Origin of the sequence: Humibacillus sp. DSM 29435 (assembly GCF_001758225.1) — a bacterium.
Taxonomy (GTDB): domain Bacteria; phylum Actinomycetota; class Actinomycetes; order Actinomycetales; family Dermatophilaceae; genus DSM-29435.
In genome coordinates this window covers 92,464-106,029 of record NZ_MAST01000005.1, presented here as the reverse complement: position 1 = coordinate 106,029, position 13,566 = coordinate 92,464, and the positions used below count along the sequence as shown (strand labels likewise).

Genomic DNA, 13,566 nt, shown 5'->3' with positions numbered 1-13,566 from the left:
TCGGGATGGACGCGGGCCGGGCGGCGACCCGGGTGCATGGCAGGATCGAGTCATGTTGCGTTGGTTGACCGCCGGTGAGTCGCACGGCCCCGCTCTGGTGGCGATGCTCGAAGGACTGCCGGCAGGAGTCGAGCTGACGTCGAAGCACCTGCAGGCTGCCCTCACCCGCCGACGTCTCGGCTACGGCCGCGGAGCACGCATGAAGTTCGAGCAGGACGAGGTGGAGTTCCTCGGCGGTCTTCGTCACGGGCTGACCCTCGGCTCGCCGCTCGCGATTCGCATCGGCAACAGCGAGTGGCCCAAGTGGCAGACCGTGATGAGCCCGGAACCGGTGACCGCGGCGGACTACGCGGCCTCCGACGACGTGGGCGCCGAGAAGGAGGTTGCGCGCAACAAGCCCCTGACCCGGCCCCGGCCGGGTCACGCCGACCTCGTCGGAATGCAGAAGTACGGCTACGACGACGCGCGTCCGGTGCTCGAACGGGCCTCGGCCCGTGAGACGGCGGCCCGGGTCGCTCTGGGCGAGGTGGCGGCGCGCTTCGTGGCGCAGGCCTACGGCATCCGCTTCGTCTCCCACACCGTTGCCATCGGCACGGCCACCGCGACGCCCGGGGCCAGCCTGCCGACGCCCGACGACGTCAAGACCCTCGACGCCAACCCGGTGCGTGCCTTCGACGAGGCCGGCGCCGCGGCGATGGTCGCGGAGGTCGACACCGCGAAGAAGGAGGGCGACACCCTCGGCGGGGTGGTCGAGGTGCTCGCCTACGGACTGCCGCCCGGCCTCGGCTCGCACGTGCACTGGGACCGCAAGCTCGACGCGCAGCTCGCCGCCGCCCTCATGAGCATCCAGGCGATCAAGGGCGTCGAGATCGGCGACGGCTTCGAGACCGCCCGCCGGCGAGGCTCGCAGGCGCACGACGAGATGGACGTCGTCGACGGCACCATCACCCGACGCACCGGCCGGGCCGGCGGAACCGAGGGCGGGATGTCGACCGGTCAGGTGCTGCGCGTGCGGGCCGCCATGAAGCCGATCAGCACCGTGCCGCGATCGCTCGCCACGGTCGACGTCTCGACCGGTGAGGCGGCGACCGCGATCCACCAGCGGTCCGACGTGTGCGCGGTTCCGGCGGCGGGCGTCGTGGCCGAGGCCATGGTCGCCCTCGTCGTGGCCCAGGCCTGCCTCGAGAAGTTCGGCGGCGACTCGGTGGTCGAGACCGCACGCAACCACGCGGCCTACCTCAGCGGCATCCCGGAAGGACTGCGCACATGGTGACCGACGACGCCCGCACCACCGACTCCGAACGACGACCGGTGGCCGTGATCGTGGGCCCACCGGGAGCCGGCAAGTCGACGGTGGCCGCCGCCCTGGCCGAGCGGCTCGGCGTGGCGGTGCACGACGTCGACACGGCCATCGAGGAGGCCGAGCAGCGGTCGATCTCCGACATCTTCGTCGACGACGGGGAGGCCGCCTTCCGCGTTCTCGAGCGCGCCGAGGTGGCCCGAGCGCTCGCGAACGAGCCGGGCGTCATCGCTCTCGGCGGGGGAGCGGTCATGCACGCCGACACCGAAGCCGACCTGGCCGGCCACGTGGTCGTGTTTCTCGACGTGGCCATCGCCGACGCGAGGAGGCGCATCGGCTTCGACCGCTCTCGCCCGTTGCTGTCGGTCAACCCGCGGGCCTCCTGGACGAACATGATGAACGCCCGCCGCCCGACGTACGGGCGGGTCGCCACCCATCGCGTCGACACGGCCGGACGGACCCCCGACGAGATCGTCGGTGAGATCGTCGGCCTCCTCGAACCGGCGTCCGAGCCGTCGGCGTGAACGTCGCCCCCGAGGTGACGACCATCGCCGTCGGCGGCGACTACGACGTGATCATCGGCTCAGGCGTGATCGCCCGGGTTGCCGAGCACCTACCTGACGGTGTCGAGCGCGTGCTCCTCGTGCACCCGCCGACCCTCCCCGAGCTGACCGCCGGCGTCGCCGATCTGCTCTCGGCGCGGGGGTTGACGGTTCACCTCGCTCCGGTGCCCGACGCCGAGGCCGCCAAGACTGCCGCCGTCGCGGCCGGCCTGTGGGCCGTGCTGGGCCAGGGCGGCTTCACTCGCACGGATGCCGTTGTCGGCCTCGGCGGAGGCAGCGTGACCGACCTGGCCGGGTTCGTCGCGGCCTCGTGGCTGCGCGGGGTGCCGGTGGTGCAGGTGCCGACAACCCTGCTGGGGATGGTCGACGCGGCGGTCGGTGGCAAGACCGGCATCAACACGGCCGAGGGCAAGAACCTCGTCGGAGCCTTCCATCCGCCCGCCGCCGTGCTCTGCGACGTCGATGTGCTGTCGACCCTGCCTGAGGCCGATCTGGTCGCCGGCCTCTCCGAGATCGTCAAGTGCGGCTTCATCGACGACCCCGTCATCCTCGACCTCGTCGAGGCCGATCCGGCGGCAGCCCGACGCGCCGACAACCCGGCTCTGCGTGAGATGGTCGAGCGAGCCGTGCGGGTCAAGGCGCACGTCGTCGCCGCCGACCTGCGCGAGAGCTCGCTGCGCGAGATCCTCAACTACGGCCACACGTTCGGCCACGCCATCGAGCAGGTCGAGCACTACACCTGGCGGCACGGCGAAGCGGTCAGCGTCGGCATGGTCTACGTCGCCGAGCTGGCGAGGCTCACCGGCCACCTGCCGGGGGATGCGGGCGCGGCGCTCGTCGCCCGGCACCGGTCGGTGCTCGCTGCGGTCGGCCTGCCCACCAGCTACCGCGACGACCGCTGGCCCTACCTGCTGACCGCCATGCGCCGCGACAAGAAGTCGCGTGGTTCGCGGCTGCGTTTCGTCGTGCTAGACGGGCTGGCCCAGCCGAGCCGGCTGGAGGGCCCGAGCGAAATCGACCTGCGAGCCGCCTATGACCTCGTGTCACTACCGGCGACACCCGACGCCCCGAACGAGGGCGAGGGCTGAACCAGGGCATGGACGCGGAAACTGTCGCGCGTCATGATGGGGGGAGTCGAGGGGAGATCGACCATGGCGACCGTGAGCGTTCGGTACATCGTCGACGACGTGGATGCTGCCATCGCCTTCTACTGCGACCGGCTGGGTTTCACCGAGCAGATGCACCCGTCACCCGCCTTCGCGATGGTCACTCGTGGGGATCTGCGCTTGGTGCTCAGCGCGCCAGGCGGTGGGCCCGGCGGTGGCCAGGCGATGCCGGATGGGTCCATCCCCCAAGCGGGCGGCTGGAACCGGTTCTCCATCGAGGTCGACGACCTGGCGGCGGCGGTGGCCAGCCTCCGGGCGGCCGGGGCCCGGTTCCGAAACGACATGGTGATCGGTGTCGGGGGCCGGCAGATCCTCGTCGACGACCCGTCGGGCAACCCGGTCGAGCTGTTTGAACCCGTGCTCGACGAGGCACGGCTGGGTCGAGACCCTGAACGTGGGGAGGCGGTCACCGACTATCACCTGAATCCGATCGGGTGGGTGGAGTCGGACCTGGTCGAGGTCGGGCACGCCCCGAACCAGGGCAACCAGGGAGCGCCCGAGGCCTGGCTGGTGCTGAAGCCGGAGTTTCACGAGGGGATCCGCGACGTCACGGTCGGCACCGACCTCTTCGTCATCACCTGGCTGCACCTGGCCCGTCGGCACGAGCTGACGACGGTGGCGGGTGACGACCCGACTGGGCCCGTGCGAGGCGTCTTCAGCACCCGGTCACCGCATCGTCCGAACCCGGTCGGGCTGCACCGGGTCTCGGTGGTGGGGCGCGATGGGGGTCGGTTGCGGGTCGGCCCCCTCGAAGCCGTCGACGGTACGCCGGTGCTCGACCTCAAACCGGTCATCGGAGCTGACCACGGGTGAGGGCGGGGCCTCACTAGACTCGCGGCATGACGGCGCCGACGGTCTTCGTGCTCTCCGGTCCCAACCTGGGGCGACTCGGCACGCGAGAACCCGAGATCTACGGTTCCGACACCCTCGACGACGTGCACGAGGCGGTCGAGCGGGAGGCCCGTGAGCTCGGGTTGGTCGCCGACTGCCGCCAGACCAACCACGAGGGCGAGCTCATCGACTGGCTTCATGAGGCGGTCGACGCGGGCGCCGATGTCGTGCTCAACCCGGGCGCCTTCACGCACTACTCGTATGCCGTGCGCGACGCCTGTGCGATCGTGACCACGAGCGGTCGCAGCCTCGTCGAGGTGCACCTCAGCAACCCGGCATCCCGCGAGGAGTTCAGGCACACCTCAGTGGTCGCCGGGGTCGCCACGGGCACGATCGCCGGGTTCGGGCTGCAGTCGTACCTGCTGGCCCTGCGCGCCCTGGTCTGAGTCACGCGGTGCCGCCCTGGTGTGATCCGCGAGGGCGTGGCAGCCGCATCAAGCGGCGGATCAGTCTGCGCCGGGGGAGGCTTCTGGGGAGGCGCCGAGCTCGGCGGGCAACGGCAGGCTGTGCACGATCGTCGTCTCCGACACCGCCCGAGTCAGCACCACGTAGAGGCGACGCAGACCGGTTCGTCCGTCAGGTTCAGCCGCCGCGATGGCGGCCGGCTCGACCACGACGGTGCGGTCGAACTCGAGGCCCTTGGCGACGGTCGCCGGTACCAGCACGACCTGATGGTCGTCGTCGCCAGGCTCGGATGCGTCGCGATCGAGACGTCCGTGCCGGATGCCGAGCGCGGCGAGGTCGGCCGACAGTGCCCCCACGACGGCGTCGGGTGCGATCACCCCCACCGATCCGGGCTCACGTGCCGCCTGCACCACGGCAGCGCCGACCTCCGAGTGCAGCTGGTCACCGGCCACGGCATGCACCTCCAGCCGGCCCGCGTTCTCGCGCACTGAGCGGGGCGCTCCCAGCCCGGGCGCGATCGCCGGCAACAGGCGGGCGGCGTAGTCGATCACGGCCGCGGGAACCCGGAACCCTCGGTCGAGCACCACGAGGTCGTGCTCGGCCTTGCCGAGGTGAGACATCGCCGCCGTCCACGACGTCGCCGACCACGGCGTGGTGCCCTGGGCGATGTCACCGAGAACGGTGAGCGAACCCGACCCGGCGCGTCGTCCGACGGCGCGCAGCTGCATGGGGGAGAGGTCCTGCGCCTCGTCGAGCACGACATGCCCGTGGCGGCCCACGCGCCCCAGCAGGTCGCCGACCTCGTCGAGCAGCGCCAGGTCGGCAAAGGTCCAGCGCGCTGCACCCTTGGAGCGAGCCGGTCTGCGCCACAACAGCAGGCGCTGCTCGTCGTCGTCGAGGATGCCGTCGGCTGCGTCTGCGAGTCGGGCCGGGTCGGAGAACAGCCCATGCAGCACGGCGGCCGGGTCGAGGGCCGGCCACAGGTGCTTGACGTAGGCCCGCACCGGGGAGGAGCGGGCCACGGCATCCTGAACGCGGTCGTCGGTGATCTCGCCCGACTTCTCCATGACGAGCAGCACGTGATGGGCCAGGCGCTGGGGGAGCAGGTCGCGGGCGGTGCCGTAGCGCACGTCGCGACGGCGTAGCTCATCGAAGATGCCGCTGACCTCTGCTGCGGGCACCCGCCACCGACGCACGCCGCGCGGCACGATGAGTGGTTCCTCCGGACGCTTCACCCGGTTCCACACGGCGCGCTCGAGCACGCGCGCCAGCCTCGGGTCGCCCTTGAGCACTGCGACATCGACGGCCTCGCTCGCCCGGACCCGGGCGTGGTCGAGCAGGCTCTCGATGGTCGCGTGCTCGACCCGCACCTCGCCGAGAGAGGGCAGCACGGCCCCGATGTGGTCGAGGAAGGCCCGGTTCGGCCCGATGACGAGCACGCCGCTGCGCTCGAGGCGCGACCGGAAGGAGTAGAGCAGCCACGCGGCCCGGTGCAGCCCGACCGCGGTCTTGCCGGTGCCGGGCGCGCCCTGCACGCAGACCGTGACTCCGAGGTCGCTGCGTACGATCTCGTCCTGCTCGGGCTGGATCGTCGACACGATGTCGCGCATCGGACCCATCCGTGGCCGCTCGATCTCGGCGGCCAACAGTGCGCTGCGCCTGCGCTCGACGCCATGTGTGGTCAGCGAACCGGGCAGAACGGCATCCGGCCGGCGGGTGAGTATCTCGTCCTCGAAGGCCGTGAGCCGGCCGTGGTCGACGCCGAAGCGGCGTCGGCGCACGACTCCCATGGGCTCGGCGGTCGAAGCGCGGTAGAAGGCCGTCGACACCGGTGCCCGCCAGTCGACGACGACCGGGTCGCCGGCGTCGTCGGTGACGTGTCTTCGGCCGATGTGAAAGCTCGCGCCGAGGCCGAGGCCGCGGCCCCCGATACCCTCGATGCCCTCAAGAAGGTCGATGCGCCCGAAGAACAAGGTGGTGCGCGGGTCGTCCTGCAGGGAGGCGACCCGCCTGGCCAGCACCGCGCCGAGGGCCTCGGCCGAGATGGCGTCGCTGGCCTTGGCGGCATCCAGCGACTGCGCCAGCTCACGCATCCGGCGCAGCTGCGCCCGGGCGTGCACGAGAAAGGCCTGCTCGCGCTCCAGCTCGCTCGGCGCAGCACTCACCGGCCACCCCTTCACCTATCGCCCCCGCGGCAGTCGTCGCCCCGCCCGTGCGGAGGTCACCCAAGGGCGAGCCAGCGTACACCGGTGCCGCGTCGGCAGCTGCGGCGATTGCTGGTTCGGGCCCGCGCGCGGCTAGACTCGCGCGGCAACTTCCTAAAGACGAAACGACCGGGGCTCGGCCGTGTGCACACGGCGCACGTGAGGGCGGGCTCGCCGGCAGAAAGTGGTTTGTGGAATGGCTTCGACCAACGACCTGAAGAACGGCCTGGTGCTCAACCTCGAAGGACAGCTCTGGTCTGTCGTCGAGTTCCAGCACGTCAAGCCCGGCAAGGGCCCCGCCTTCGTGCGCACCAAGCTCAAGGCGGTGCTGTCAGGCAAGGTCGTCGACAAGACGTTCAACGCCGGAACCAAGGTCGAGACGGCCAACGTCGACAAGCGGACGATGGCCTACCTCTACAAGGACGGCGACGACTTCGTCTTCATGGACACCGACACCTACGACCAGGTCAACGTGCCCGGCGTGACGGTGGGAGGGGCGGCCGACTACATGCTCGAGAACCAGAACGCCATCGTTGCCACCCATGACGGGGCCCCGCTCTACGTCGAGCTGCCCCCGTCGGTGGTGCTCGAGATCTCCCACACCGAGCCGGGTCTGCAGGGTGACCGCTCGACGGGCGGCACCAAACCGGCCACGCTCGAGACCGGCGCGCAGATCAACGTGCCGCTCTTCCTCGAGCAGGGCACCCGGGTCAAGGTCGACACGCGCGACGGGTCGTACCTCGGCCGCGTCAACGACTGACCGGCACGCTCGTGGCTGCACGAACCAAGGCCCGCTCGCGGGCGCTCGACATCCTCTTCGAGGCCGACCAGCGGGGCCTCAACGCCCAGACGCTGCTCGACGAGCGGTTGCTCCAGGGCAGCGTCGACGACGGGTCGCTGGGTTCGCGGGCCGGCAACAACCCCTACACGGCCGAGCTGGTGCGGGGTGTCACCAGCCGGTGGGGTGAGATCAACGCCGCCCTCACCGACTACAGCCAGGGGTGGACGCTCGACCGGATGCCGGCCGTCGACCGGGCGATCCTGCGCCTCGGCGCGTGGGAGGTGCTGTGGAACGACGAGATCCCGGATGCCGTGGCGATCTCCGAGGCTGTCGGCCTGGCCACCGAGATGTCGACCGACGACTCACCCGCCTTCGTCAACGGCCTGCTCGGCCGCCTCGCCGAGGTCAAGGCGACCATCGTCTGACCCGATGCGGTCTCAGGATGTGAGTCGGCTGGGGGAGGCCTGACCGCCGGTTGAGTGTGGGCTGGGTCACAGTACGGTCACGATGGCTTTCGAGGCGCCAACCGGAGCCTCGTTACGGGCACGCTCGGACCCTTCCATTCGCCGAGGAGGTTCCCATGGCCACCGTGCTCATCGGGGTAGACAAGAGTGAGGCCTCGACCCGCGCGGTCGAGTTCGCGCTCGAACGAGCCACTGCAGAAGATCTGCAGCTCGTCGTCGCCCACGTCATCAACTGGTCCCCGTTCTCGTTCAACACCAACGTCGAGAACGAGGAGCGACCGGCACGCCGGAAGGCCGAGATCGCGGCCGCCGACGAGCAGGTCATCGCACCGATGGTCGCCCTGGTCGAGGCGGCCGGCCGCAAGGCCAGCAGCCAAATCCGGCACGGCCACCCGTCGGAGACCCTCATCGACATCGCCGAGGAGGTCGGGGCCTCCCACATCGTCGTGGGCCGCACCGGTGACTCCGGGCTGCGAGAAGCGATCTTCGGCAGCGTCGTGATGAAGCTCGTCCACGTGAGCCCCCTTCCCGTGACGGTGGTGCCCTGATGGATGTAGTCGTCGACGCCTTCAACGCGTTCTCCGAGCTGCTGACCTCGATCGTCTTCTTCGCCCCGACGGTCGGCGGGGTGAAGGTGCCGCTCATCGTCGTCTGGCTCGTGGTGGCCGGCTCGTTCTTCACCGTCTGGCTCGGCTTCATGAACCTGCGCGGGTTCAAGCACGCCATCGACCTCGTCAAGGGCAAGTACTCCGACCCTGATGACGCTGGTGAGGTGACCCACTTCCAGGCCCTGGCTACCGCGGTGTCGGGCACCGTGGGCCTGGGAAACATCGCCGGCGTCGCCGTCGCCATCTCGCTCGGTGGCCCGGGTGCCACCCTGTGGATGATTCTCGCCGGCTTCGTCGGGATGAGCACCAAGATGGCCGAGTGCACCCTCGGAGTGAAGTTCCGTCGTGAGCACGCCGACGGCACCGTCTCGGGCGGGCCGATGTTCTACCTGCGCGATGCGCTGGCCCTCAACGGTCGCGGCAAGCTCGGCAAGTTTCTCGCCGCGTGCTTCGCCGTCTGCATGATCGGCGGCTCGCTCGGTGGCGGCAACATGTTCCAGTCGAACCAGGCCACGGCCCAGATCATCGAGGTCACCGGCGGTCAGGACGGCGCTCTCGGCGGCCTCGCCTGGCTCATCGGGGTCATCTTCGCCGTGCTCGTGGGCGCCGTCATCATCGGTGGCATCAAGAGCATCGCCAAGGTCACCGAGAAGATCGTGCCCTTCATGGCGGCGGTCTACGTCTCGGCGTGTCTCATCGTGATCTTCAGCAACTTCAGCTCCATCCCGTCGGCGGCGGGCGACATCTTCACCGGCGCCTTCACGGGGCCTGGCATCGTCGGTGGCGCGGTCGGAGCGCTGCTCGTGGGCTTCCAGCGCGCGGCCTTCTCGAACGAGGCCGGTCTGGGCTCGGCCGCCGTGGCTCACTCCGCGGTGAAGACCAAGGAACCGGCCACCGAGGGCTTCGTGGCCCTGCTCGAGCCGTTCATCGACACCATCGTCATCTGCACCATGACGGCGTTGACCATCGTGATCACCGGGGCCTGGCGCGACCCCGACGCTCCCGACATCGGCGGCGTCAAACTGACCTCGCGGGCGTTCGAAAGCGTGCTGCCCTGGTTCCCGGTCGTGTTGGCCATCGCCGTCGTGATGTTCGCCTTCTCCACGATGATCAGCTGGTCGTACTACGGCATGAAGGCCACGGCATACCTCTTCGGTGAGAGCAAGAAGACCGAGGTCATCTTCAAGGTCATCTTCGTGATCTTCACCGTCATCGGTTCGGCTGCTGCCCTGGGCCCGGTCATCGACTTCTCCGACTCGATGATCTTCCTGATGGGCGTGTTCAACATCATCGGCCTCTACTTCCTGGCCAAGGTGATCCGTACGACGATCAGCTCGTACTACGCCCGCATCCAGAGCGGTGAGATCAAGGAGTTCGCCGACCGCTGAGCGACGGCCGCCAGCTCGTTCAGCAACCGGTGAAGGCCGTCCCCTGACGTGGTCAGGGGACGGCCAACAGGTCGTTCACGGCAGAGGGGCCGCAGCGCTGCGCGATCCGAGCAGTAGACCCCTTGACGGGGATATATCCGACATGGTCGACTTCGGCACCTCGACCTGGCGCGTGCACGAGGGATGACAGGGTCCCGGCCGGCGCTGCGCCACCTAGGAGAACACCGTGGTTCTGCGTCGCCCGCCGTTGCTCGTCGTCTGTACCGCCGTCACCGCCGTCGTCACCGTCGCCGCCTCTGCGATCGCGGTCGCCGGGCCGGGAGAGGCGGCTCCGGCCGCCCAGCACACCGGCATCACCGCAGGCTTGCCGACCGGCGACCAGGAGGCGCTGGTGCGGTTGCGCCTTCCCGATCAGGCCGCCCTCGAGCGGCTGGTGCGCTCCGGAGCCGACGTCGCGGCGCAGCCGTCCGCCTCTCCGCGTTCGGTCGTCGGTACGGCAGGCGGCTCGGTAGCAAGCACGCCGCTGGTCGATGTCGTGGTCAGCGGCCAGCAGCTCGAGATCCTGCGTTCGCACGGGGCCAGCGTGCTTCAGGTGATCTCGCGTGAGGGGGAGGGCAGCGCGAACTTCCGGGCGAGCCAGGTGGCCGCAGCGAACCGGGCCGCAGTGGGGCTCAAGCAGGCTCCCGGCGCCCTGACCCGGACGCCGAAGGGCGAGGCGGCGCCGGCTGTCTCAGCCGGGGTCGACACCCTCCACTTCCTACAGGCCTACTGGTGGAGCTCGCAGGGCCGCAGCTTCGTGCAGGTCGAGGTCGCGACGACCGCCGTCCAGGACCCCGACGTGGAGATCCAGGTGACCTGGGAGAGCGCCGACGGCCGCACCGGCACGTTCCCGCTGCAGCGCTTCGTCGACGCTGGTGAGTACCAGTACCACGTCGCCCTCCCTCAGGGCGTTCCGGCCGCACCGGTGCGTCTCGTGGCCACGTCCAGCCTGGGTGGCACTGCGGTCAAGGCCCCGCGCGCGTGGCCGGGTGCCACGCCGCCACCGGCTCCGGCCGGCTACCAGCAGGACTTCATCTCGGCGTACATGACACCGGTCGACGTGCAGGCGCGCCTGCGACGGCTCGCGCGTCAGTATCCGAACCTCGTCGACCTCGTCGACCTGCCGAACCGGACCAACGGCTACCGCCGCACCGCCGCCGCCTACCTGGGCAACCCCGCGGATGCCGCGATCGTCGTCGAGAGCCGTGCGTTCGGCTCGTCGGGCGGCAACGGCCTGCAGGTCAAGACGGTGGCGGGAGACCGGGCGAACCGGCCCCTGTCGGCGACGTTCCGCGACCGCGTGCTGACCGTCACGCTCGCCACCGGTGCCGACGGTGCGGTGATCAGCACGACCGACGAGGTCGCGGCCTTCATCGCCGCGAAGTACCCGCAGCGGTTCAACGCCTTCGTCGAGGACGGCTCGACCGGAAAGCCGATGCCCGTCGTGGCGCCCGTTCGTCTCAGCGACGGACTGACCACCTCGGGGCTCAGCCGTCCGTGGCCGGTCAAGGCCCTGCGCATCGGTTCTCATCGTGACGGCAGCCGGCCCGGCGTGCTCGTCTACAGCCAGGAGCACGCCCGCGAGTGGGCGACACCGCTGGTCACGATGGAGTTCGCCGAGCGCCTGCTCGCGAACGCGGCCAGTGACCCCGAGACCGCGAAGCTGCTGGATGCCGTCGACGTCTTCGTGTTGCCCGTCACCAACCCCGACGGAGCCAACTACTCCTTCAACGACTACAACTTCCAGCGCAAGAACATGGACAACTACTGCACCGGCGCAGCCCGAGACCCCAAGAACCGCAACCGGTTCGGCGTCGATGTCAACCGCAACTACACCGTGGGATCGATCTTCGACGGGTACGTCGGAGCCTCGACCGACTGCCTCTCGACCGTGGCCGCGGGTACCGGTGAGCTGTCGGAGGCCGAGAGCAGCAACGTCATCTCGCTGGCCAAGGACCACTCCAACATCCGCTACGCGATGAACGTGCACAGCTACGGGGGCTACTTCATGTGGCCCCCCGGCGCCTACTCCCTGCCCGGCCGGATCACGTTGCCTCGCCCTGATGCCGAACAGTCCGCCGAGTTCCTGTCGGCCGCCAAGCGAATCGTCGGCGCCATCAGCAGCTACCGCGGCACCGTGACCTGGCCGTCGAACACCGGCCCCGTCACCGACGTGCTCTACAGCGCCGGTGGCAACTCGGCCGACCAGCTCTACTACGAGTTCGGTATCTACGCCTGGGACTTCGAGGTCGGTAACGACCTGTGGAACCCGACCACCCAGCAGTGGGAGGGGGTCGGCTTCCAGCCGACGTACGACGAGGCCCATGCAGAGTCGCAGGAGTACGCAGCCGGCCTGGTCGAGCTGCTCCGTGTCGCGAAGGACTCCGCGACCTCACCCTGACCGACCGGGTCTGCGGGGGGTGACGTGGGCAAGGCGGGGACCGGGCCGACGTGAAGCGCGCTGTGCCGTCTGTGAACCGCGCGTCGTGCCGTCAGCGTCGAGTGGGCTCGCCGTCAGGTTGCGAGCACCACGGAGTAGTTGCGCCCACCGTGCGCCATGGCCGGCGTGCCTGTCACCGATGCCTTGACGGGACTCAGACGGGTGGTCGTGCTGCCGTCGCCGAGTTGACCGAAGTCGTTCATGCCCCACCCCCAGAGCTCACCGGCGTTGGTGCACACGAGCGCGTGATCGCGTCCGCAACCGATGGCCTTGGCGGCCGGAACCCCGGTGACCCGAACCGGCGTCGTGCGATCCATCTTGGAGCCCGTTCCGGTCTGACCGCGTCCGCTCTCGCCCCAGGCCCAGACCGAGCCGTCGGCCAGGCGCGCCAGGCTGTGGTCTGCACCGGCGGCGACCTGCACGGCGCCGGTGAGGGTGCCGCACCGGACGGGAGTCGAGCGGTTCACCTTGGTGCCGTCGCCGAGGCTGCCGGACTTGTTGCGGCCCCAGGCCCACACCGTGCCATCGGAGCGGACAGCGACGAAGTGGTCACGTCCGCCGGCCATGTCGACCACGTCCGTCAGGCCCGCGACCTTGACGGGTACGCGGCTCGAGGCGAGGCCCCCGTTGCCCAGCTGTCCTTCGCTGCCCAGGCCCCACGTTCGCAGCGTTCCGTCCGCCAGCAGGGCCACGGTCATGTCGGCGCCACCTCTGACCATCACGACGTTCGTCAGACCGGGGACTGCGACGGGAGAGAGGCGGTTGGTCGTGCTGCCATCGCCGAGCTGTCCTCTGAGGTTCATCCCCCACGTGCGCACCGTGCCGTCGGCCAGCACGGCAGCCGAGTGGTAGTGGCCGCACGCCACGGTCACGGCGACGGGTAGGCCCGCAACGACGGTCAGCGTGGTGCGGTCCACTCGGGAGCCCACTCCCACCTGACCCTTGGCGTTGTCACCCCACGCGAGGACTTGGCCTGAGGTGTCAAGGGCCAAGGCATGCTCGCGGCCACCGGCGACCTCGACGAGCTGCGGGGATGGTGTGACCGATCCGAACGTCAGCCGACCACTCGGGCTCCCGGTTCCCAGCTGGCCATTGACGTTGGCACCGCTGGTGCGAGCCGTACCCACACTCGTGAGCCGAGCGGCGGCCTGCCCTCGACCGGCTGCTCGGGCGGGAGTCGAGGCGAGCCACAGAAGGGGGACGCCTCCGGCCAGCCCCACGAGAGTGCGTCTGGAGATGCCTCCAGCGCTGCGTCGCGGCTCGTCTCTGTCGTGTCCTGTGTTCACAGCATCCATCGGAACATCTCCCTCGTTCAGA

At 69.9% G+C, this 13,566-nt stretch carries 12 protein-coding genes; 10 read left to right on the top strand and 2 right to left on the bottom strand.

All coding sequences use genetic code 11. The features are described 5' to 3' along the window. Positions 1-52 precede the first annotated feature (52 nt). From aroC to aroQ, 5 genes are all read left to right on the top strand, one after another. On the top strand, positions 53-1,273 hold the full coding sequence (gene aroC, locus BA895_RS05205; RefSeq protein ID WP_070190831.1) for a chorismate synthase: 1,221 nt from the start codon (positions 53-55) through the stop codon (positions 1,271-1,273). Then, positions 1,267-1,824 (top strand): shikimate kinase, encoded by a 558-nt coding sequence (locus BA895_RS05200; protein WP_070190830.1) that lies wholly within the window; start codon positions 1,267-1,269, stop codon positions 1,822-1,824. The genes aroC and BA895_RS05200 overlap by 7 nt, the downstream gene beginning before the upstream one ends. Continuing rightward, entirely contained in the window at positions 1,821-2,951 is a 1,131-nt protein-coding gene (gene aroB, locus BA895_RS05195; RefSeq protein WP_070190829.1) for a 3-dehydroquinate synthase, read from the top strand. The genes BA895_RS05200 and aroB overlap by 4 nt, the downstream gene beginning before the upstream one ends. Before the next feature lie 72 nt (positions 2,952-3,023). Then, complete coding sequence (locus BA895_RS24135; protein WP_254666328.1) at positions 3,024-3,842, top strand: TrmO family methyltransferase; 819 nt, start codon at positions 3,024-3,026, stop codon at positions 3,840-3,842. 26 nt (positions 3,843-3,868) lie between these two features. Beyond that, a complete protein-coding gene (aroQ, locus tag BA895_RS05180) occupies positions 3,869-4,306 on the top strand; it encodes a type II 3-dehydroquinate dehydratase (RefSeq protein ID WP_070190828.1) in 438 nt (145 codons plus the stop codon). A 60-nt stretch (positions 4,307-4,366) separates the two neighbouring features. On the opposite strand, the gene BA895_RS05175 is transcribed toward aroQ, so the two are convergent. Then, positions 4,367-6,490 (bottom strand): AAA family ATPase, encoded by a 2,124-nt coding sequence (locus BA895_RS05175; protein ID WP_070190827.1) that lies wholly within the window; start codon positions 6,488-6,490, stop codon positions 4,367-4,369. A 235-nt stretch (positions 6,491-6,725) separates the two neighbouring features. On the opposite strand from BA895_RS05175, the gene efp reads away from it, so the two are divergent. The 5 genes from efp to BA895_RS05150 all read left to right on the top strand — a co-directional run bounded on the left by efp (position 6,726) and on the right by BA895_RS05150 (position 12,210). Next, a complete protein-coding gene (gene efp, locus BA895_RS05170; protein WP_070190826.1) occupies positions 6,726-7,289 on the top strand; it encodes an elongation factor P in 564 nt (187 codons plus the stop codon). 11 nt (positions 7,290-7,300) lie between these two features. Further along, complete coding sequence (gene nusB / locus BA895_RS05165) at positions 7,301-7,735, top strand: transcription antitermination factor NusB (RefSeq protein WP_070190825.1); 435 nt, start codon at positions 7,301-7,303, stop codon at positions 7,733-7,735. Between the two features lie 155 nt (positions 7,736-7,890). Next, entirely contained in the window at positions 7,891-8,322 is a 432-nt protein-coding gene (locus BA895_RS05160) for a universal stress protein (protein ID WP_070190824.1), read from the top strand. Beyond that, complete coding sequence (locus BA895_RS05155) at positions 8,322-9,770, top strand: sodium:alanine symporter family protein (RefSeq protein ID WP_070190823.1); 1,449 nt, start codon at positions 8,322-8,324, stop codon at positions 9,768-9,770. Before BA895_RS05160 ends, BA895_RS05155 begins: the two co-directional genes overlap by 1 nt. A gap of 226 nt (positions 9,771-9,996) precedes the next feature. Further along, the gene (locus BA895_RS05150; RefSeq protein ID WP_070190822.1) at positions 9,997-12,210 is read left to right on the top strand and encodes a M14 family zinc carboxypeptidase; all 2,214 of its coding nucleotides are present in this window, start codon (positions 9,997-9,999) and stop codon (positions 12,208-12,210) included. A gap of 113 nt (positions 12,211-12,323) precedes the next feature. Here the strand turns inward: BA895_RS05150 and BA895_RS05145 are convergent, their stop codons facing one another. Continuing rightward, complete coding sequence (locus BA895_RS05145) at positions 12,324-13,544, bottom strand: RCC1 domain-containing protein (protein ID WP_083282988.1); 1,221 nt, start codon at positions 13,542-13,544, stop codon at positions 12,324-12,326. Positions 13,545-13,566: the final 22 nt, after the last annotated feature.

Excerpts from the sequence above, each read along its gene's own strand:
- BA895_RS05145 (WP_083282988.1), bottom strand. The coding sequence starts at position 13,544 with ATGGATGCTGTGAACACAGGACACGACAGAGACGAGCCGCGACGCAGC.
- aroC (WP_070190831.1), top strand. The coding sequence starts at position 53 with ATGTTGCGTTGGTTGACCGCCGGTGAGTCGCACGGCCCCGCTCTGGTG.
- BA895_RS05200 (WP_070190830.1), top strand. The coding sequence starts at position 1,267 with ATGGTGACCGACGACGCCCGCACCACCGACTCCGAACGACGACCGGTG.
- efp (WP_070190826.1), top strand. The coding sequence starts at position 6,726 with ATGGCTTCGACCAACGACCTGAAGAACGGCCTGGTGCTCAACCTCGAA.
- BA895_RS05155 (WP_070190823.1), top strand. The coding sequence starts at position 8,322 with ATGGATGTAGTCGTCGACGCCTTCAACGCGTTCTCCGAGCTGCTGACC.
- BA895_RS05160 (WP_070190824.1), top strand. The coding sequence starts at position 7,891 with ATGGCCACCGTGCTCATCGGGGTAGACAAGAGTGAGGCCTCGACCCGC.
- aroQ (WP_070190828.1), top strand. The coding sequence starts at position 3,869 with ATGACGGCGCCGACGGTCTTCGTGCTCTCCGGTCCCAACCTGGGGCGA.